General features: G+C 63.2%; 20 protein-coding genes. 8 read left to right on the top strand and 12 right to left on the bottom strand.

The genetic code is table 11. The features are described 5' to 3' along the window. Positions 1 to 8 precede the first annotated feature (8 nt). Together C453_RS18810 and C453_RS18805 are read left to right on the top strand one after the other, a co-directional pair. Entirely contained in the window at positions 9 to 1,322 is a 1,314-nt protein-coding gene (locus C453_RS18810) for a branched-chain amino acid ABC transporter permease (protein ID WP_008327117.1), read from the top strand. A gap of 121 nt (positions 1,323 to 1,443) precedes the next feature. After that, positions 1,444 to 1,794: a hypothetical protein gene (locus C453_RS18805; RefSeq protein WP_008327116.1), complete on the top strand. Its 351-nt coding sequence runs from the start codon at positions 1,444 to 1,446 to the stop codon at positions 1,792 to 1,794. A gap of 62 nt (positions 1,795 to 1,856) precedes the next feature. Here C453_RS18805 and C453_RS18800 read toward each other — a convergent pair whose 3' ends face one another. Further along, positions 1,857 to 2,465: a GNAT family N-acetyltransferase gene (locus C453_RS18800; protein WP_008327115.1), complete on the bottom strand. Its 609-nt coding sequence runs from the start codon at positions 2,463 to 2,465 to the stop codon at positions 1,857 to 1,859. A gap of 93 nt (positions 2,466 to 2,558) precedes the next feature. After that, positions 2,559 to 3,284, bottom strand: a complete 726-nt coding sequence (locus C453_RS18795; protein WP_049907925.1) for a hypothetical protein — start codon at positions 3,282 to 3,284, stop codon at positions 2,559 to 2,561. Positions 3,285 to 3,532: 248 nt separating this feature from the next. Here C453_RS18795 and C453_RS18790 point away from each other — a divergent pair, with 248 nt between their 5' ends. The 5 genes from C453_RS18790 to C453_RS18770 all read left to right on the top strand — a co-directional run bounded on the left by C453_RS18790 (position 3,533) and on the right by C453_RS18770 (position 9,191). Continuing rightward, positions 3,533 to 4,753, top strand: coding sequence for an RNA-guided endonuclease InsQ/TnpB family protein (locus tag C453_RS18790; RefSeq protein ID WP_008327113.1), 1,221 nt, complete (start codon positions 3,533 to 3,535; stop codon positions 4,751 to 4,753). Between the two features lie 232 nt (positions 4,754 to 4,985). Then, positions 4,986 to 6,176 carry an ABC transporter substrate-binding protein gene (locus C453_RS18785; protein WP_008327112.1) on the top strand — a complete coding sequence of 397 codons (1,191 nt, stop codon included), beginning with the start codon at positions 4,986 to 4,988 and terminating at the stop codon, positions 6,174 to 6,176. A 2-nt stretch (positions 6,177 to 6,178) separates the two neighbouring features. Next, entirely contained in the window at positions 6,179 to 7,168 is a 990-nt protein-coding gene (locus tag C453_RS20880; protein WP_008327111.1) for an FAD-dependent oxidoreductase, read from the top strand. Further along, positions 7,165 to 8,268 (top strand): FecCD family ABC transporter permease, encoded by a 1,104-nt coding sequence (locus tag C453_RS18775; RefSeq protein ID WP_008327110.1) that lies wholly within the window; start codon positions 7,165 to 7,167, stop codon positions 8,266 to 8,268. The genes C453_RS20880 and C453_RS18775 overlap by 4 nt, the downstream gene beginning before the upstream one ends. Before the next feature lie 83 nt (positions 8,269 to 8,351). After that, on the top strand, positions 8,352 to 9,191 hold the full coding sequence (locus tag C453_RS18770; protein ID WP_394295332.1) for an ABC transporter ATP-binding protein: 840 nt from the start codon (positions 8,352 to 8,354) through the stop codon (positions 9,189 to 9,191). 44 nt (positions 9,192 to 9,235) lie between these two features. On the opposite strand, the gene C453_RS18765 is transcribed toward C453_RS18770, so the two are convergent. From C453_RS18765 to C453_RS18745, 5 genes are all read right to left on the bottom strand, one after another. Next, complete coding sequence (locus C453_RS18765) at positions 9,236 to 10,771, bottom strand: hypothetical protein (protein WP_008327108.1); 1,536 nt, start codon at positions 10,769 to 10,771, stop codon at positions 9,236 to 9,238. Between the two features lie 79 nt (positions 10,772 to 10,850). Continuing rightward, on the bottom strand, positions 10,851 to 11,615 hold the full coding sequence (locus tag C453_RS18760) for a cytochrome c biogenesis protein region (protein ID WP_008327107.1): 765 nt from the start codon (positions 11,613 to 11,615) through the stop codon (positions 10,851 to 10,853). Beyond that, positions 11,615 to 12,229, bottom strand: a complete 615-nt coding sequence (locus C453_RS18755) for a TlpA family protein disulfide reductase (RefSeq protein ID WP_008327106.1) — start codon at positions 12,227 to 12,229, stop codon at positions 11,615 to 11,617. Before C453_RS18755 ends, C453_RS18760 begins: the two co-directional genes overlap by 1 nt. Before the next feature lie 76 nt (positions 12,230 to 12,305). After that, positions 12,306 to 13,199: an NmrA family NAD(P)-binding protein gene (locus C453_RS18750; RefSeq protein ID WP_008327105.1), complete on the bottom strand. Its 894-nt coding sequence runs from the start codon at positions 13,197 to 13,199 to the stop codon at positions 12,306 to 12,308. Continuing rightward, positions 13,196 to 13,825 carry an NAD(P)-dependent oxidoreductase gene (locus C453_RS18745; protein ID WP_008327104.1) on the bottom strand — a complete coding sequence of 210 codons (630 nt, stop codon included), beginning with the start codon at positions 13,823 to 13,825 and terminating at the stop codon, positions 13,196 to 13,198. The genes C453_RS18750 and C453_RS18745 overlap by 4 nt, the downstream gene beginning before the upstream one ends. Positions 13,826 to 13,960: 135 nt before the next feature. Between C453_RS18745 and C453_RS20075 the strand changes: the two genes are divergently transcribed. Next, positions 13,961 to 14,419 carry a winged helix-turn-helix transcriptional regulator gene (locus C453_RS20075; protein ID WP_241430795.1) on the top strand — a complete coding sequence of 153 codons (459 nt, stop codon included), beginning with the start codon at positions 13,961 to 13,963 and terminating at the stop codon, positions 14,417 to 14,419. Positions 14,420 to 14,435: 16 nt separating this feature from the next. Here the strand turns inward: C453_RS20075 and C453_RS18735 are convergent, their stop codons facing one another. The 5 genes from C453_RS18735 to C453_RS18715 form a co-directional block, all read right to left on the bottom strand. Continuing rightward, positions 14,436 to 15,494 (bottom strand): phosphate uptake regulator PhoU, encoded by a 1,059-nt coding sequence (locus C453_RS18735; protein WP_008327091.1) that lies wholly within the window; start codon positions 15,492 to 15,494, stop codon positions 14,436 to 14,438. A 96-nt stretch (positions 15,495 to 15,590) separates the two neighbouring features. Next, positions 15,591 to 16,541, bottom strand: coding sequence for a phosphate ABC transporter ATP-binding protein PstB (pstB, locus tag C453_RS18730; RefSeq protein ID WP_008327089.1), 951 nt, complete (start codon positions 16,539 to 16,541; stop codon positions 15,591 to 15,593). A 3-nt stretch (positions 16,542 to 16,544) separates the two neighbouring features. Next, positions 16,545 to 18,167 carry a phosphate ABC transporter permease PstA gene (pstA, locus tag C453_RS18725; RefSeq protein WP_008327087.1) on the bottom strand — a complete coding sequence of 541 codons (1,623 nt, stop codon included), beginning with the start codon at positions 18,165 to 18,167 and terminating at the stop codon, positions 16,545 to 16,547. Further along, a complete protein-coding gene (gene pstC, locus C453_RS18720) occupies positions 18,167 to 19,300 on the bottom strand; it encodes a phosphate ABC transporter permease subunit PstC (protein WP_008327086.1) in 1,134 nt (377 codons plus the stop codon). Before pstC ends, pstA begins: the two co-directional genes overlap by 1 nt. A gap of 63 nt (positions 19,301 to 19,363) precedes the next feature. After that, positions 19,364 to 20,560: a PstS family phosphate ABC transporter substrate-binding protein gene (locus C453_RS18715; RefSeq protein ID WP_008327085.1), complete on the bottom strand. Its 1,197-nt coding sequence runs from the start codon at positions 20,558 to 20,560 to the stop codon at positions 19,364 to 19,366. Positions 20,561 to 20,616 lie beyond the last annotated feature (56 nt).

Raw genomic sequence — 20,616 nt, 5'->3', positions numbered from 1 at the left:
TTCCCGGCGTGACGGCGCTTCGGTCCTACCTTCGACGCCGTGTCGTCCTCGTCGCGCTCGTGGCGTTTCTCGGTGCGTATCCGGGACTCCACAACCTCCTCGTTAGCTCGCCTGTCGGCACGGAACTCGCATTAGTGCTCCCGCGGGTCGAGACGATGGTCTCGGTGTTCTACTTCGGGCTCTTCGCGATGAGCTTCGACTTCGTCAGCGGCTACACCGGCTACCTCTCGTTCGGCCACGCGGCATTCTTCGGCACCGGCGCGTACACCGTTATCCTCGTCGCCAACGGGAAGATTCCGTTTCTGGCGTCGTCGACGCCGTTTATGCTGTCGCTCCTCTTGGGGGCCGTCTTGGCGGTGATGCTGGCCCTTCTCATCGGAGCGGTCTCGTTCCGACTCAGCGGCGTCTACTTCGCGATGATTACCCTCGGCTTCGCGCAGGTGTTGTACGTGTTCGTCCGCAACTGGGACTACCTCTCCAGTAATCCACGCGACGGAATGAGCGTCCTCGAACACCCGGCGGGGTTCGAAGTCGGCGTTCCCGGCATCGACGCGCTGAACCTGCAAATCGCCAGCGCCGACTTCGTCGGTGAAACCATCTCGATGGGTTGGATACAGCTCTCTGCGGCCGAGGTGTCGTACTACATGGTCGGTCTCGTCGTCCTCGCGTGCTATCTCGCCATGCGCCGCGCACTTCGCTCGCCCTTTGGCCGCACCATGGTTGCCATCCGCGAAAACGAAGAACGCGCGCGAGCCATCGGCTACGACACGTTCCGGTACAAACTCGGAGCGTTCACCGTGAGCGCCTTCTTCGCCGCTATCGCTGGCGGACTCTTCGCCGGTTACGCCCGGTCTGTCACGCCCGAGAACACGTTCTTCTTCCTCGTGAGCGGTGACGCGCTGCTGGCGGCTATCCTCGGCGGATTCGGGACGCTCGCGGGGCCACTTCTCGGCCGACTCTTCCACGAGTCGCTCAGCGAGTTCCTCTCGGACCAAGCTGGCGGCCCTCACATCGACGTGGGGCAGTTGGGACTGCTTCCGTACCTGCGACAGACGCTCGGCGAATCGACGCTGGCCACCGAACTCTACAACGGATTCACTGTCGGCGAGTTCGTCGAGGTATTCGTCAACGGTCACGAGAGTCTCTATCTCGGTGTTCTGTTCGTCCTCTTCGTGTTCTACGTCCCCAACGGCCTGCTGGGGTCGGTTCAGGACCGACTCGGTGGGACGGTCGGAAGCGAACTCCCCGCTGCGGTTCGTCGCCTCTGGGGCCGATACCGAACCGAACTCCCGACGACGATTCGCCGCCTGTGGGGTCGATAGGGTGCTGGTTTGGGGGAGATTCGACGGCGAGACTCGGCGGCTGTCCGAGGCGAGCACAGCGAGTTCCCAGCCCGTGTGGTGCAAGGTGCAGGTACAAGAGGCTCGGTCCCAAAGCCAGCGTATGTCTCCTCCGAGCGACGACTTCCAGACGCCGCCGCGCGACCCCGTCGACGACGTTCCGACTGTCACCTGTTCGCGCTGTAACCGCGAGTGGGACCTCACCTACGAGCTAGACGAGTTGAAACTCGGAAACCAGTCGGTCGAGCAGTTTGCGCTCGACCACCACCGTCACACCGGCCACTTCCCCGACGACGTGACTCCGTGGGTCGCGTCGTGTCGGCAGTGCCCGGATGGCGAGCAGTTCCTCTCTGAGTCTCCCGCTCGCCGATGGGCGCGGACGCACACTCGCCATACGACCCACGAAGTCAGCCTCGAACACGCTGGCGAGTCGACGGTTCTCGACGCTGAGTGAAGCAGGTGCAGCCGCCTCGTGTCGCGTGAGGGGCCGTGATTTCTCACTCCTAATTCACGAACTCACTCCCGACTCGCGTCGGCAGGTCCCCCAGCGGTCGGGATGTCCACGGCGTCGAACGAGAGTCGCATCTTCGTCTCCGAACTCTCCGAGGGAACCACTTCGAATCCGAGTCCGAGATAAACGTGTATCGCCCGGCGGTTCTCGGGTGCGACGTGGAGCACGAGCGCGTCGTGACCGTTCGATTCGGCGTCCGCGACGACGTGGCGACAGAGTTCGGTCCCGATACCCCGGTCGTGACTGTCGGGGTGGACGAACACGGCGAGTTCCGGTTCCGGGTCGTCACGCGGCGCGTAGGTCACGTGACCGACGACCTCGTCGCCGTCGACGGCGACGTAGTTGCGCCCACGTTCGACCAGCCCCTCCAGCCACTCGTCGATTCGGGTCGCGCCAGTCGGCGGCAGTCCTAACGACTGATGCTCCGTTCCGTAGCTGAGGTACATCTCGCGCAGTCGCTCCCAATCGTCCGAGACGTAGGTACGGACGACGAGTCCATCGCCGTGTTTGTCGACGAATCGAGGGCATCGAGGGGGGCAGTACGGCGTTCCAGCGCACTGGCTCGGGTCCCAGAGGGCGGTGTCCCCATCACCGCGTTCGACCGTCACGTCCATTACTGTGTGAATACGTGACGTACCACTGACGGTATGCACCCACGATTTCGCGGGGGTATATCAGTGCCTCGCGGAACGCAGTCGTCTCGATGATTACCTGTCTACACCTCTTCGACCAAGTGCTGCGCCGACAACTGACCCGACGGCCGAACGTAGGCCATCCCAGTCCACGCCTGCCGCGTCGAGTCGGATGTACTCCTCTCGGGCGACCATCTCGAACACCCGTGTGCGAACCGCTTCCGTCGTGACCGGGTTCCCAGCCGATTCGACTTCGCCGACCGCTCGTTCGATTCGGTCGCTGGTCACGAGCCTGTCGGCAACCGATGCAGGGTCGTCTCGAATCGGTCCCGGACTGTCCCGGTCGTCGAACGCCGGGTTTCGAAGGAGTGCGCGCCCGCCGCGTCTGTTTTCGACGATAACGCCTGCTGCGGGACCGTTACCCCACGCCGAGTCCGGAATCTCGTATCGACCCGGGTGGAAGTCCCTGACGTTCACTTCCTTTTCGACGGTGTTCACCGGGTCGAGACCGAGTCGTTCGAACACCTGTTCGGCCGTATCGACTGGAAGAAGCCGGTCCTGTTCGTCTGTCCACACAGCGTGTCCGAGAAATGGTGGGAGGCGTGCCCAATCGTAGTCGAGACCGAGGTTACACGGTGCGACGCCGAAGAAGACGAAGTCGGTGGGTTCGGAGACGGCGTCGCCGAAGGCGTCGCGGTCGAACCGGTCTCGGACATACCGGACGGCGTATCTGTAGGCGGGCGGGATGTCGTCGAAGCGGTGCTCGCGGTCCCCGAAGACCAGGAGTCCCGCCGAGGTCATCTGAAACCGTATCCGGGGGCCGGTCACGTCCTCCCGGAGCCACAGGTGACCACTCGCGAGCAACTCCTCGGGTGCGTCGGCGAGTCGTGGGAGCGGTGGATACGATTTCATCAGATTTCAAGGCGGATACCCCGAGGCTTGACCTCGGGGAGGAAGCCGACACTACCCCTCACAAACCACGCTCGATAGCAAGGCCGACTCCTCACCCCATTATGTGGTTTAAGTATTTCTCTCCATACTAATGAAGTATGGAGGTTGTTCGGAACATCCAAGTCAAACTCGACGTTTCCCCTGAGGACGTTGAAGTCCTCGATGAGACGTTCGAGCAGTTCCGACAAGCGGCCCAACACGTCGCAGACCATGGATGGGACGACAACCCCTACAACATCACGGACACCAAAAATACGCTCCACGACGAGACGTATTCTGATGTTCGTGATGAACTCTCCCTGCAATCCAGTCTCGTTCAATCCGCGAGAAACCTCGCGGCCACCGCACTCGGGAACTGCAAAGACAGAATCTTTGACGGCGAACGAGCAAGCAAACCTGAGTTCCGAGGGAGCGTCGTTGTGTACAATGGTCGAACCATCACGTACAACGACGACCACGTTTCCCTCGCTACCACAGACAAGCGCGTGACCGCAGAGTACGTCACGCCCGTCAACGAAGACGGAACGCCGTTCGCAGAGTACTGGACGGATGACTGGGAGAAAGCCGAAGCAACGCTCCACAAACGCGATGGCACGTACTACCTCCACGTCGCCGTGAAGAAAGACGTTGACACCTCTTGCGACGAAGAATCCGAGAACGGAGTGGTTCTCGGTGTAGACCTCAACGTGGACGGATACGTCGCCGTCACCAGCACAGGAGCGTTCCTCGGTAACGCAGACTACCTCAACCATCGACGCGATGAGTACGAACATCGGCGTGGAAACCTGCAACAAACAGGCACTCGGTCGGCCCACCTCACGATACAGTCGATTGGCGACCGATTCGCTCGGTGGAGTGCCGATTACCTTCACCGCATCTCCAAAGAAATCGTGCAAGAAGCCGTGGAGAACGATTGTACGGCAATCGCGTTCGAGAACCTGAAACACATCAGGAAGCGTATCTCGAACGCTTCAAAGTTCCAGCAGTGGGCGTTCAAGGAACTCCAACGGCACGTCGAATACAAAGCCGAAGAATACAGTATCGGCGTGGACGACGTGAACCCTGCGTACACTTCTCAACGATGCAGTCATGGTGAATGTGGATTCACCCACGAAGATAATCGAGATGGTGACGAGTTCGAGTGTCTGAAGTGCGGGAAAGAACTCCACGCCGACTATAACGCCGCTCGGAACGTCGGGTGGCGTCTTGTTCAGCACTGGCTCAAGTCTGGTGCTGAACGGGCCACAAGTCAACTGGCTCTCAAGTCAGGGACGTTGAACGCGAACGGCCGATTCCGACCTACCGAGTTACTTGGTTAGAGCGGGAATCCACTGACAAGCCTCGGGGCTTGACCCCGAGGCAGTTGACCAGGGTGTGCCTACGTTTCTACGCGAACGCTATATACTGTGGGTCGCTTCGGCGTAGCCATCTGCTACGTCCCCTTCCACGATTTAACGATTCTCTGCTTCGTTGTTTTCTCGGCCCGTTCTCAGGTTTTAGGAGCGCCTAAAATTCGAAAGTAGTTTATCGCCTTAGGTTAGCCTAAAACGTATGAACGGAGACGAGACGAATTCGAGTGGGCCGACACGTCGGTCGATTATTCACAGTGCGGGAGCCATCGCGGGTGCCGGACTGCTCGCCGGGTGTATGGGACAGACGAGTTCGGAAGCCGATGCGGAGACGAAAACGTCGACGCAGACGGACGCGCCGACCGAGACCGATACACAGCAGACGACGAACGCGCCAGACGATTCGTACACCGTCTCCATCGACCCCGTCGGTGACGTTCAGTTCGAGTCCGTCCCCGAGACGTGGGTTGCGAACAACGGCAGTTGGGCCGACATGGGCGTCGCCCTCGGTCTCGAAGCGCCGAAAGCCGTCTGGCTGACGAGACGGTACCACACCCAGTACTACGACGCGATTCCGGGGCTGTCGGTCGACAAGAGCGACATGGTCTCGCTGTATCAGGACGGCGTCAGCAAGGAGCTATTCTACGAACTCGACGCCGACGTGCACGTCATGGACCCGAACTTCCTGATGAACCGGTTTAAGGGCTGGACCCAAGAGGACGTGGACGAAGTCGTCTCCGAAGTCGCCCCGATGTTCGGGAACTGCATCTACGCCCAGCACTACCCGTGGCACGAGGACTACCGCTACTACTCTCTGTACGAAGGCTTCGAGAAACTCGCGCAGGTGTTCCAGCGCACCGACCGCTACGAGGCGTTCGTCGAACTCCACGACGAGTTCAAGACGAACCTCGAATCGGTCGTTCCGGCCAAGGGCGACCGCCCCGCCGGGGCAGTTCTCTGGGGCGTCGGCGACGAACCCGAGAAGTACTACCCGTACATCATCGGCGACGGAACCGGATTCAAGCACTTCCGTGACCTCGGCGTGAAGGACGCCCTCGCCGCCTCCGACGTGAAGGACTTCCACGGTACGCGCGCCGCTATCGACCTCGAAACGCTCCTCGAAGTCGACCCCGAAGTGCTCTTACTCCGCGGCTACGAGTCGAAGACCCGCGAAGCGTTCGAGTCCACGGTCGTCGACTTCCTGCAGAACCACGAGACTGCGAGCGCGCTCACCGCCGTCGAGAACGGGGACATCTACCGTGCAGGCAGTCTGTATCAGGGTCCGATTACGAACCTCGTGCTCACCCAGCGCACCGCCGAGTCGCTCTACGATATCGACGAACAACTCTACGACGCCCAGCGCGTCGCCGATATCGTCGCCGGGGAGTTCTGACGATGTCCACTTCCGAGCAACGCGAGACGAGTGATGTCGCCGACGTCGTGGTCGTCGGTGGCGGCCCAGCGGGCTGTGCAGCGGCGATATTCACCGCCCGCTACGGTCTCGACACCGTGGTCTTCGACCGCGGGAACGCCGCACTGCAGCGGTGTGCCTACGTCGAGAACTACCCCGGATTCCCCGGCGGCGTCGGCGTCGAGACGCTTCTCGACTTGCTGCACGCCCACGTCGACGACGCGGGTGGCGAACTCGTCTCCGACATGGTCGTCTCGGTCGACCGCGCAGACGACGACCACGAAGCCGAGACGCGATTCGTCGTCGAGACACAGGACGGACGACGCGTCGCCACCGACGCCGTCTTGGCTGCAGCGTGGTACGACGGGTCGTATCTCCGCGGCCTCGATGACGACGACACGATGTTCGAACGCCACGACCACCACGGCGAGGAGCACGAACACTTCGACCCATCGTACTCGGACGAAGACGGCAGAACGCCGGTCGATGGGCTGTACGTCGCCTCCCCGTCCGGCCAGCGAAACGCACAGGTCGCAATCTCCGCGGGACAGGGCGCACACGTCGCCCGGTGTCTGCTCGAAGACCACCGCCGCGAGCAGGGATATCCCGGCATGCTCGCCGACCACTACGACTGGCTTCGCCCGGAGACAGAGTTCTCGGGCGAGTGGGGAGACCGAGACCGCTGGCGCGAGTGGTTCGACGGTAAAGTGCCCGAGGACTGCGACGTGAGCGACGACCGACTCGCCGACCTCCGTGAGTCCTACATCGACCGCGCGTTCGAGACTCGTCGGAGCGACGAGGAAGTCGAGGCGATGGAGGACCGCGGTATTCGCCGACTTGTGGACGTACTCGGCACCGACCGCGTCCTCGACGCCCTCCCCGAAGACGAGATTCAGGCGTATCTCGACTCGACTGACGGCAACCGAGAGGCGAGCGATGACGACACAGCCGACAGCGAGGTGAATCAACTGTGAGCGACGCACACCGAACCGAGTCGCAGTCGGCGAACCCACTCGGATGGATAGACGGCTCGCTCGTGTCGCTCTGTCTCGCGTCGATTCTCGTCGTCTTCATCGGGGGACTCGTGCAGGTCAGCCTCGGCGCGTTCTCGATGAGTCTCGCCGAGGCGTGGCAGGCCGTCTTCGACCCGGCGGTCGTCTCCAACCCCAGCGTGTGGGTGTCGCTCCTCCTCGGTGGCGCGCTTCCCGACCTCGCGAAGCAGACACTCGTCGTCTGGACGATTCGCGTCCCGCGCGTCTTCGTTGCGATACTCGTCGGGGCGAACCTCGCCGTCTCCGGGGCCATCTTCCAGGCGATTACGCGCAACGAGCTTGCGAGTCCGTTCATCCTCGGCGTCTCCTCCGGGGCTGGACTCGCAATCTTGCTCACGCTCGTGGTCTTCTCCGGGCTGTCGGCGTTCCTCCCGATTCTCGCCGCACTCGGCGGGGCGACCGCGTTCGCCATCGTCTACGCCATCGCGTGGAAGAACGGCACGTCCCCGGTTCGACTGGTGTTGGCCGGTGTCGTCGTCGGCACCGTCTTCCAGAGCCTCCAGACGGGGCTGTTCTTCTTCGCCGACGACCTCGGCGTCGTCCAGTCCGCCCTCGCGTGGACCACTGGGTCGCTCACGGGGACCGACTGGGAACAGGTCAGAACCGCCCTGCCGTGGTCGATATTAGCAATCTTCCTCGCGCTCGCGGGGTCGAGACAGCTGAACGTCCTCCTCTTGGGCGAACAGACCGCGCGCTCGCTGGGGATGTCTATCGAGAAAGTTCGGTTCGCCCTCGCCGGTGTCGCCGTTCTCGCGGCCGCAGCGAGCATCGCCGTCGCCGGTATCGTCGGCTTCGTGGGCTTGGTCGTGCCCCACCTCGTTCGCAACATCGTCGGCAGCGACTACAAACGGCTCATCCTCGGGTGTGTCTTCGCGGGACCCGCGTTGATGGTCGTCGCCGACGTCGGCGCGCGACTCCTCTTGAGCCCCTCGCAGCTTCCGGTCGGGGTCGTCACTGGGCTCGTCGGTGGCCCGTACTTCCTCTACCTGATGCGAAAACAACAACAGCTGGGGGAGGTATGATGTCAGGGATGGAATCGGAACGAGACGCGGCCGCCGATGGCCAGACGGACGAGGCCCGCACTGGCACCTCCGAAGAGGTCGCGATGGCGGCTCCCGACGCTGCAGCGTCCGAGTCTGACGTCACCCGAGCGTCGAGCGAAACCGAGAGCGCGCTCGTCGGCGACAAACTCGCGCTTTCGTATCCGACGAGCGATGGCCCGGTCGTCGAATGCGACCGAATCGACATCCCGCGCGGTGAGGTGACGGCGCTCGTCGGCCCGAACGGGTCCGGCAAGAGTACGCTCTTGAAGTCACTCGCCAAGCAACTGTCGCCCGACGAGGGACACGTCTACCTCGACGGCCAGAAACTCTCCGAGTACGACGACGGAGCCTTCGCTCGGGAACTCGGCTTGCTCTCACAGGAACACGACTCCCCCGGTTCGATTACCGTCGAGAAGCTCGTCTCACACGGTCGGTACCCACACCGTGGGTTCTTCGAGCAACTCGGCGAGGACGACCGGCAGGCTATCGACCGCGCTATCGACCTTGCGGGGGTCGAACACCTCCGCGACAGACAGGTGTCGAGCCTGAGTGGCGGACAGCGCCAACTCGTGTGGATTGCGATGGTGCTCGCACAGGACACCGACGTGCTGCTGTTGGACGAGCCGACGACCTACCTCGACTTGCACCACCAGTTGCGCGTGTTGGAGACGGTTCGCCAACTCAACGAGGAACGCGGCGTCACGGTCGCAGTCGTCCTCCACGACATCGCACAGGCCGCTCGCTTCGCCGACTACCTCATCGCCATGCAGGACGGTTCGGTCTACGACTGGGGACCGCCGACCGACGTCGTCACGGAAGAACTCCTCGCGGACGTCTTCCGTGTGGACGCGACGGTCACGTACACGCCGGACCCGAGCATCCTCCCGAACCGGTCGCTGTAATCCATTCCTGCCGTACCCGACCGTCGTAGTCGTCTCCCGGGCGACTACGGCGGAGCGTCGTCCGCAGTCTCGATTTCTTCGGCCCACGGCGGTGGAGTCAGCGTCGTCTCGTCGAGTCGGCCGTAGGTCCATTCGAATTGGACGCGAACCGGGCCGTCGCTGGTGAGGTGGACGTACGTCACCATTGCGTCGGCGACGAACCCCTGTTTGTCCACGTACGCCACGAACCGATAGTCTCGAACGAGGCCGTCGCTGCCGATGGTCGGTCGCGTCTCGCCTTCGATACGGTAGTACGTGTTCGTGCCACTGCGGACCTTCCCCGTGACGTTCGTCTTCAGCGTGGCGAGATACTGGCCGACAAGCGACTCGTTCCGTTTCCCCGGGTCGAATTCCATCGACGGCGCAGACGTGTTGCCGCCGATTCGACGAACGCGCTCGGTTCCGTTCTCGCGCTCGGCGACGTACCAGTCGGTCCCGTCGTAGTAGACCGCTCGCAAGCGGACCTGCGTGCGACCCGCTTCGACGTTCTCGGCGACGAAATACCGGTCTCCGTCGACCGTAACGTCGGTATCGTACTGGACGCGCGTCTCGTTCGGGTCGTCGTCTCGGGGTCGGTACTCGTCTATCCACAGCGTGTACGACCGATTTTCGAGGCTTGTCTGGTGGGCTGCACTGAGTGCCGTCAGGTTGGTAATTCCCGTCGGGCCGACGCCCGGGACGCCCGCGAGCTCACCGGCTTCCACTGGTTCGAGTGGCGGTTGCTCTCGTTCCTCGGGGAACATCGGTGGCGACACCAGCGTATCACCGAATCGCCCCGTCCCGTCTGGCGGTATTGCGGTCGCCTGGTTCGCTGCGCTATCGCCAGATTGGGCTGTCGTTTGGGCCACGTTGCTCCCGGAGTGGCCGTCTTCGTCGAATGGGTTGTCGACGAGACCGAGTGCGACTGCCGCGCCACTTACGAGAAGGGCGACGACGAGAAGTGTTGCAACCCCTCGGCTCGTCTGAGGGGTGTCGGGTACCAGATTCCGACCGACGCGGAACCCACGGGCGACAGGACTGGTGACGCGACGCCCGACACGAGAGACGCGCTGTCGAACGTATTCGATGCGGTACTGCGTGCGCGTCGAAAGTGGCGGCAGAAGACCATCGAGCGGTGCACCGAAGTGGCGCTCGCAGAGTGCGTCGGCCACGTTGTGGTCGAGCGCGTACAGGAGCATCTCGGAGAGCGCAGTCGCGTCGAGGTGTCGAGCGTCGTGCTCGTCTGCGAGTCGCGCCCCGCGATTGTTGGTTCCGAAGGAAGCGACCACGTCGATTTCCACCCCGGAAACGCTGGGGTTCGACGAACGGAATCTATCGCGACGCTGGCCGGAGACGGGGAGAATCGTCGTGCGTCGCCCGCCGCGAGTCGCCCGAATGACCGCGCCATCGACCTGCGTCTCGAACCCACGGGCTGCCCAGAGGTCGGCGACGAACGCGCGGCAGGCCTGCCTATCGAGGCGTCTGAGGTTGCTGGTGAGAAGCGAGAGCCGGGTCTGTTCGGGCACGGATTGGTCGCCGCGTTCCCCCTGTCGGGGTTCCATCGTCTCTCCCGTGAGAGACGGGTCGAAGCGTCAAAGGCGCTATTACGGACAACCGACAGGACGACGACTCGATAGAAAATCAGCCAGTAAACGGGCTGAGAACTGCATCGAAGACCATCTCGACCGCCCCGGCGACGCCGAGCACGTCGAAGACGACGAGGAGATAGTAGACGCTGACGACGAGCATGACCGCGCCGGTGACGCGGTTGATTGCGGTGGTGTGGCGGGCGAACCAGCGAGTCACCTGCCGACTGTAGCGCTCGGAGACGAGTGCGAACGCGAGCAGCGGCGCGCCGATACCGAGGCCGAACGCGAGAAAGCCGAGCAGGCTCTCGGCAGCCGTATCGAACAGGACTGGCACGCGAGCGAAGAACAGCGCGATGAACCCGGGATTACACGGGAGGATGATGGCTCCGAAGAAGAATCCGTAGGAGAACGCCGACAGCGCCGGGTGTCTGGTCTCCGGCGGTTCGATAGTCGGAATGCGAGTGAATATCTTCGCGTCCGCGAGGAGTGCGAGGCTCACGACGAACAGGATACCGAACGCGACCGGGGAGACGACACTGACGACGGCCGTGAGTGAAACCTCCAAGAGGAGCGAAAACAGGACGCCGACGCCGAGCATGAACGTCACTGCACCGAGCGTCACGAGCACGCCGAGGACGGCGATTGGGAGGCCGGTAGGTGCAGAGGTAGCTCCGGCCCCGGCGTCGTCGCCTCCCTGTCGGCTCTGTCGGGCGAGATACGCGAGAAATCCGGGGTACAGCGGGAGCGCACACGCCGCGGTCAGTGGCGTGCCGACGCCGATGACGAACAGTTCGAGGAGTTTCGTACCGAGCCCCATCAGCACTCAGAGACTTTCTCGCGGAGGAACTCGGTGGTCTTGTGCCCGTTCTTGAGACGGGTTGCCGTCCCGTCAGGGCAGATACGAAGCATCGGGACGGTCGGCGCGCTCGCCATCGACGAGCCGAATTCGTCGGTGAGACTTTTCGTCACCGGCTCGGGCGAGACGGCGTATCGCCAGTCGAAGCCGTGGCGCTCGGCGTGCTCGCGGACCTTCTCGGCGTCCTCGTTCGGGTCGATGTCGAGGGCGACGGTCACCACGTCGTCGCCGACCGCCTCGTGGAACGAAATCATCTCTTTTTGCTGTCGCAGACAGTTCGAACACCAGACTGCGAACGTTTCGAGGAGGACCGGGCGGTCGAGAAGCCCCTCGACGGTGAACGTCTCGCCCGTGAGCACGTCGGTGAGTTCGGTGGTACGCCACGCGCCGTCACCGGCCGTGTTCTCATCGCCACCACCACCGCCATTTTCACTGTCTCCGCCACTTCCGTCTCCGCCGCCTCCGTCTGCCGACCCCGACCCACCGCCGAGACAGCCAGCGAGACCGATTGTCCCTGCGCCTGCGAGTTGGAGGAATCGTCTGCGGGTTCCCGTTCGCGTCGGACTACTTGTCATTGGTGTGTAGGAAGGGCGTCAGCGGGTAATTCTGCTCCGGGTGGGCGATTAATGCGCACAACCGTACTGGGTGGCGTCATCGCTCCGGGGAGTGTGTCGCTGCCGGAGGGTTGGCGGGTTCGAAGCGGTCTCGGTAGTCTTCGACGTAGTCTCGGACAGTTCGTGGTGGACGACCGAGCAGCCGTCCCACGTCGCCGGTCACGCGACCAGCGAAGCCGAATCGCGCCGTACTGTAAATGCCGACCATCAGGAGGACGTACGACAGCGGGAGGTCTCTGGAGAGCATTCGACGGATGAACGCCGGAATCGACGGCTCGGCGTAGGTGATTCGGCGGTTGAGAGCGTCGCTGAACACCGCTGCAACCTCGTCGTATCGGAGTGCCTCGGGACCGGTGAGGTCGTAGGCTTGTTTGTCGTGACGGTCGTCCGTGAGCACGACAGCGGCGACGGCGGCGACGTCACGAGCGTCGACGAAACTCGTCTCACCCGTGCCTGCGGGGACGAAAATCTCGTGGTGTTCGACGACGTCCTGTCCGTGGACTTCGTGGAGGTTCTGGCTGAAGAACGACGCGCGGAGGAACGTCGGGCGGACCGCCGACTGCTGGATGTGGGATTCGATACGATGGTGCGGAATGAGGACGTTCTTGTCCGCGCCGAGTGTCGAGAGATAGACCACGTGCTCGACCCCGACGCGACTCGCCGCGTCGACGAACGCCGTGACCTGTCCTTGTTCGACACCGGGCGGCCTGACGAGGAAGATGGCGTCCACCCCGTCGAGCGCAGCCCCCCACGTTTCGGGTCGAACGAAGTCGAACTCGACGACGCACTCGTCGCTGTCGTTGGCCTCCCGAACTGACTGTGGCCGTCTCGTTCCGACGCGTACCTCGATGTCGTCATCGCGTAACTCTCGGACGACGTGCTGTCCGACGGTCCCCGTTCCTGCTGTGACCAACACGCGCTGTGCCGTCATGCTGGTCCCACCTTTGGCAGGTCGTGGACGTACAGATCGTCTCCGACGCAGTCGAGGAGGAACGTCGCCACGTCCCCGCGGGCGATGGACTCGAATCCGAGGTCGATGTCGCCGTGGCGGTACTCGCCGGTCGCCTCGTCGTCGGTGAGTCGCGGTGCGCGAACGGCGGTCCATTCGAGGTCCCTCGCTCGGACCCGCCGAACGTGTTCTGTCGCGTCGTCGAGAACCTCGCCAGCGAGTACTTTCAGCAACGTTCCCATCACCTTCCCCGAGAGGGAGACGGATTCGCCGTCTTTGCGGACGCCCGCGCCGACGAGCGTGACGTACCGGCTGACGCCTTCGTCACGCATCGCCGCGACGACGGTGTCGCCCGCGACGGTGAGTAGGTCGTCTGGCCCCGACTTCGTCTGGCCGAGGACTGAGACGACGGCGTCGGCGTCGCGGACGGCGTCTCGGACACCAGTTCCCTCGTAGGCGTCACCTTCGACGACCGTCACCGACTCGTCTGTCACCGGGAAGCGGTCGGCGTTTCTGACGAACGCGACCACGTCGTGTCCACGGGCGACTGCCTGTCGAACGAAGGGGACGCCGGTCCGACCGGAGGCCCCGAACACTGTGATTCGCATACCAACAATACGGATGTTGAAGTGAAATACTTGCAACTTCGAATCTTCGAAGTATCGAAGGTCTCGAAACTCAAATCGCGGTTTAACAGCACGCTGGTGCGAGTGCTCATTACGGATGGCGGTGTAGAAGGAGGCATGGCTGAGACGCCGCCCACAGACGAGGACGAACTTACGTCCGAGACGCCGCCTACACCCGACACTGGGGAAGCACCCACGCCCGAAATCGGCGAAAAACTCTCCCGCGAGGAAGCGACCGCGTTGCGAGCGTCGTTCGACCCCGACGAGCGAGCGCGAATCGAGGAGACGGTCGCGTCGTTGCTTTCGGTGCTCGGGAAAGTCCACGCGATGTCGATTCTCAGCGCCTTCGCGTTCGCAGATGGGCCACTGCGATTCAGTGACCTCGAATCTGACCTCGACGTCCCGCCGAACACGCTCTCGACACGGTTGCACGAACTCACGCAGGCGGGATTGCTGACTCGGCGTGCCTACGACGAGATGCCGCCGCGAGTCGAGTACGAACCGACAGAGAAAGGCAAAGCGCTGTTTCCTGTGTTCGCCCACCTTCACCACTGGGCTATCGAATACGATGTGTGAGTGTGCCTGCGGGGACTTACTCGCCGACGCGTTGGCTTCCGACGCCTTCGTTCCCGCCGAAGTCGACTGCCACGTCGGCCGGTTCCTGCTGACAGATAGCGGTTTGTAACCCTCGCTCGGCGATGTTTCCGGCGTGGGCGGCCGTCCGGCGAATGCTGTCGAGCGCGTGGGTGTACTGGTACTCGGCGTCGGCTGCGTCGAACAACTCGCGTTCGAGGGCGTCGACGCGCTCGAACACGTCGTCCCGAGCTTCGAACACCGACTGGGCGTCCTCGATGCTCCCATCGTCGAAGACAGCATCGACAGCCGACTCGACGGCATCGCGGGCGCGCTCGGCGACTGCTGACACGTCCTCTGCGAGTGGGTCAGCGAGCGACTTGTCGACTGCGGTCGCGACGTCCGCGATTCGTTCTGCGTGGTCGGCGATGCGCTCTAACTCGCGTGCGGTCTCGTGGAGCCGAAACAACTCCCGGCGGGTCTCGCCGAGCGCGTCGACTTCGTCGAGGCGTTCGAGGCTCCGGGTGAAGTGCCGTTCGACCATCGCGTACAGTCTGTCGGCGCGGTCGTCTTGGTCGGCACCGCCCACCGCGGGCGCGTCGCTCGTCAGTGCAGTGGTCGCCTCGCGGTGCATTGACAGCGCGACGAACTGCAGTTGGCGGATAGACTGCCGAACCGACACCTCCGTCGAGTCGAGGACGTTTCGCACGACGACGTGTGACACCGACTCCTCGACGATGGTGACGCCGACGAGGTTGCGAACGACGCTGCGGATGACTTGTTTCTGGCTGCCGGTGAACTCGCTACTTCCGGTAAGGACGACTTCACTCGGTCCGGCGGCGTAGGCCGCACGGAGGGTCTGTTCGAGGTGGGCCGTGTCACCGCACTCGGTTTGTATTTCGACTGCGGCGACCGTGTCCAGTTCGCTCTCCGGTGGCTGAATCACGAGTAGGCCGTCGATGTGCGTGTGGAGGTCGACGACCGCCCCGGCGGAGATACCGACCGAATCCGCCCAGTCTCTCGGCAGTGAGACCGTGAACGTCCCGTTGCTGACTTGTTGTATCTTACGTGTCTCCATGGTTCTCCGTGCGCGTGTCCACGACAGTGTCGGGGGACCAGTGGCTCACTGCCGCGGGCGGCCGACCGTTCGGGGGTCGGCTCGGTGCCACTTTCCTCACCCGAACTTGCCGCTGATGTAGTCTTCGACGCGTTGGCTCTCTGGGTCTTCGAACACCTGCTCGGTATCGCCGTACTCGACGAGTTCGCCGCCCGTCAGGAACACGGCGGTCTGGTCGGAGATACGCGCCGCCTGCTGCATGTTGTGGGTGACGATGACGACGGTGTAGTGCTCCGAGAGTTCGTGGACGAGGTCCTCGATTTTTGAGGTGGCAATCGGGTCGAGTGCGGACGCGGGCTCGTCCATCAAGAGCACGTCTGGCTCGGTCGCCAGCGCGCGGGCGATGCAGAGTCGCTGTTGCTGCCCACCGGACAGTCCGAGTGCGTTGTCGTCGAGGCGGTCTTTGACCTCGTCCCAGAGAGCGGCCTGCGTGAGCGAGCGCTCGACCAGTTCCTCGACTTCCTCGTCGTCGCTCCGGCCGAGGAGGTTCGCGAGAAAGCCCGTTTCGAGGTCGCCGTGCTTTCGCGGGCCGTAGGAGATGTTGTCCCGAATCGACTTCGGGAACGGATTCGGCGACTGGAACACCATGCCCACGCGCTTGCGGAGTTCGACGAGGTTGATGCCGTCCTGATAGATGCCTTCGCCGTCGAGTTCGACGGTGCCGTCCACACTGGCCGCCTTGATGCGGTCGTTCATCCGGTTGAGACACCGGAGGAACGTGGACTTCCCACAGCCCGAGGGGCCGATGAGCGCGGTCACGCTGTTTTCGGGAATATCCATCGAGACGCCCTTCAGCGCGTGGTCGTCGCCGTAGTACACGTCGAGGTCTTCGACGGCGAACTTCGCGTCGCCTTCGAACTCGTAGTCGGTCCACTCGTCGCGAGTCTTCTCTCGCGTCTCGCCAGCCGTGACTTCGAGTGGCTGACCCGAGCCCTGCATCTCGATATCGCTCGTCTGCGCCGATTCTGCCGCCTGATCCGTATCTGTCGATTGTGTCGTTTCAGTCATTGGTCACTCGTGCTGTAGTTTCCGCCGGAAGTAGTACCGGGTCGCAATACCCACCGCATAGAAGCCTAAGACCACCACGAGCAGGATGAGCGCCGTCGCCCACCGGAACTGTTCGATGTTCGCGATGCTCGACGACTGCCCGACGCCCGCAGTGATAAGCGAGTACAGTTGGTACGGAAGTGCAGATGTCGCCTGCAGAAGTTCGGGATTCTCCACGAACGGCGGCGACGAGATAAATCGGAAGCCGCCGATAACGTCCACCGTCTGACTGCCCGGCGGCGCGACGCTGCCGGCCATGGTTAGGAGAATCGGTGCGGTCTCGCCCGCGATGCGGCCGACGCCGAGGATGATTCCCGTGACGATACCGGGAAGTGCCGCGGGCAGGACGATGCTGCGAATCGTCTGCCACTTGGTGACGCCGAGGGCCGCGCTCGCGTCGCGGTACTCGTCGGGAACCGCCAGCATCGCCTCGCGACTGGTGATGACGACAAGCGGGAGGAGCATGAATCCGAGCGTGAGCATCCCGGCCAAGAGCGACTTCCCGTTTCCGAGACGCGGAACGAGGAAGGCGAGGCCGAACAGCCCGAAGACGATACTCGGGGTACTCCAGAGGCCGTTCGTCGCGATTTCGACAACCTGCGTGAACCGGCCGTGTTCGGCGTACTCGGTGATGAACACCGCCGCACCAACGCCGAGCGGGACGGCGAACAGTACGGCCCCGATGACGAGCCAGATGGTTCCAGCGATAGCCGGAAGAACGCCGTTGACGTCGTTGAGAAGCGCGACACCGTTCATCACGAACGGCCACGAGAGCGGCCACGCGAACGTGAACCCGAAGAGGGTCGTCTCGGGTCCTACTCCGAGGCCGAACGAGATACTGTTGAACAGCCCCGGAAGGCCTTTGAACACGGTGAACGCGACGAGGAGGAACAGCACGGCGATGATAGAGAGAGCGTTCAGATAGACGAGGAGATACGCGCCCACGTGTCGGCCGCGAGCACCGAATCCGCCGTAGGATTTGGCGGCTCCCCACGAAACGAGGAGCGAACAGAACGCCGTAATCACCGGGATGGTGAACTCAGCATTGAACGACGCAGACTGCTCCCACCCGAGGTCCCACACCCACCCTGGGCCAATGAGACCGGTGACGAAGACAGCGCCGGCAAACACTGCAAGCAGACCTGCCGGAAGCGTCGAGCCGATGTCTTCGCGGGGGAGCGCGGTGACGGCGAACGCCAGCCCACCGGTGACGAACGCGACGCCGCCCCAGCCGATAGTTCCGAGTCCGAGCGTTTGGGAGGCGACGAGGCCACCGACGACGAACCAGATACCCGAGAAGGCGACTGCCGCGACCAAGCCCGCAGACGGTCGCGGGTTGGTGGCGACGTAGCCGAGTCGCGACCCGACGCCGAAGCCGACGACGCCGAGACCGAGCAGAATCAACAGTGCGCCGAGAAGTGCGACCATCGGGATGCCCGCGACGGTGTCAGTAATCGTGACGAGTTCGAACAGCGCGGCGAGCGAGAGCGCGAACAGGATTGCGGCGACGCCCACCGCGGCCGCCGCGACGGCTTCCGTCTCGGAGGTGTCTTCGCTGACGAGTTCGGATTCGACTGCGCCAGCCATTATTCGGCACCTCCGAGCTTCTTCCGCATGCGCGCCTCGATGTACTGCGACCCGATGCTGAGGAACAGCACCGTGATGAACAGGATGACACCGGCGACGAACAGCGCCGAGAGTTGCAGGCCGTCGGCATCACCGTAGTTTGCCGCGATGAGCGAGGTCAGGGTATCGTTTCCGTAGAAGACGTTGTACAGTGGCTTCGTGAGGCCCGGACTCCCGCGGAGCATCACGGTCGCGGCCATCGTCTCGCCGATGGCGCGGCCGACACCGAGGAGTACCGCCGCCGACACGCCCGAGAAGGCCGCCGGAAGCGTAATCGAGGTCATCGTCTGCCAGTCGGTCGTGCCGAGCGCGAGCGACCCGCTTTTCATGGATTCGGGGACGCTGTTGAGGGCGTCTTCGGCGACCGAGACGACGGTCGGAAGCGCCATCAGACCGACGACGACGCCGACGAACAGGTACGTTCCCTGTCCGACGATGGAAAACTGGTCCGACGCCCACGGGCTGAGGATGGTGAACCCGATGAATCCGTAGACGATAGACGGGATTCCGGCGAGAATCTCGACGCCCGGTTTGACGACTTCGCGGACCGCTCGGGGTGCGATTTCGCTCAGGAAGAGCGCGGCCGCGACGCCCAGTGGTGCGGCGACGGCCGTCGCGATAATGGTGACGAGGACGGTCCCGTGAATCATCGGCACCAACGAGTAGCGAATTGGCGGCGAGACCGGACTCCAGCGGGTGTCGATGAAGAGTCGAAGCCCGGGGATGGGGAGTCCGAACACCGTCACAGTCGCGTACTCGACGGTCGGCCACGCCTCGACGAAGATGAACACGAGGATGAGCCCGAGTATCAGAATCGTCGAGACGGTCGTCGTCAGCGTGAGGACGCGCGCGGTCAGTTCTTGATGTCTGAACCAGCCGTACCCGGACGCGATGAGGAACACCACGAACGGGATGGCTGTGAGCGACGACACGGCGAGAAAGCCAACGAACGCGGCGAGAAGTGCCACCGAGGCGACTGTCACCGTGACGAGCGCCTCCGGGTCGGCTTCGTCGACGAAGTCACGCCCCCGCTGGACCTCACGCCGTGCTGCGGCTCGCAGGTCGCCGGCGTCTTTGTCTGGCAGTATGGTCATGATTGAAATTGAAATGAATGGTGAAGAACGAGTCCAGGCCTGTGCTGCGTGCGGACCGGGGAGTTACGCCTGGTCGGGCAGCTTCGCCTTCTCGGCTTCGAGGTCCTTCGTCGGAAGCGGGATGTAGTTGTTCGCCTCGACGAACAGCTCCTGGCCGAACGTCGTCAGGAACATGTTGATGAACGCCGCTTCGCGCTTGTCGGTGCCGTTGGGCGTCCCGTCCGTGATGGTCGTGTACTGGTGCAGGTCACGGTTGAGCGGGTAGGCACTGTCGAAGATGGTGTTCTCGGCGTCCTTGTCAGGCTCGAAGAGCGTGCCCTCGAACTCGATACCGATGGGCTTGACCTGCGGGCCGGTGAACGCGAGTGCCATGTACGCGATGGCACCTTCGTTCTGCTGGACGACCGTCTTGACCTGCTGGTTCTGACCCTTCCGGGTGTCGACGCCTTCCATCGACGCATCGGCGTCACCGAGCATGTTGAGGCGGAACGAGGTGTCCGTACCGGACCCTTCCGCACGGCCGACGACGTAGATTTCCTTGTCCGGGCCGCCGACGTCCTTCCAGTTCGTGATTTCGTCCTGGTAGATTTTCTTGACTTCTTCACCGGTGAGTTCCGTGACACCGGCGTCGAAGATGTCCTTCGAGACGACGACGGGCTGACCGTCGCGGCCGACGACGTGGTCGACGTACTTCTCGTCGCGCTCTGCTTCGCTGATTCCGAGTTCGGCCGTGATGGGACCGGAGGAGTTACCGATGTCGACGAGGCCGTCACGGACGGACTTACAACCGGTACCCGAGTGGCTCAGACCGATGCTGGTCGCGAACGGCGGGTTCGCCTGCGTTTCGGTCGGCTCGAAGCCGTAGAGGCTCGCGAAGTAGTCTGCGAGACGCATGTCTGGCTCGCCGAGTTCGGACCAGCCGGGGACGGTGCCTTCGGAGCTCGAACCCCAGTACTCACCGTCGCTCGGCGGTGCGTTAGAGTTCCAGTAGGAGCTGCCTTTGTTCGCGATGGGGTAGACCGTCGAGGAACCCTCGGCGGTGAGCATCTCTGGCTCGTTGTCTTCCGGCTTCGCGGTCTCTTCTTCGGTTTCGGGGGCGTCAGTCTCCGCTTCAGTTTCGGGAGCATCGGTCGCTGCGTCCGTCTCCGAACCCGAGGAACCGCTACATCCTGCCAGACCAGCGAGGCCGGCGGCACCGGATGCGACGAGGAATTTCCGACGTGATACGCTCTCTGTGAGCTGCTTGGAGTCGCGCGCCATCACCAGCACCGACCCGTGATATAATAAAATGCGTTTATAATACTACTTTAGTCCAA

The sequence above is a fragment of the Haloferax elongans ATCC BAA-1513 genome, from assembly GCF_000336755.1.
Taxonomy (GTDB): domain Archaea; phylum Halobacteriota; class Halobacteria; order Halobacteriales; family Haloferacaceae; genus Haloferax; species Haloferax elongans.
The sequence above is the reverse complement of the archived record's forward strand: the minus strand, read 5'-3'. Positions and strand labels throughout refer to the sequence as shown.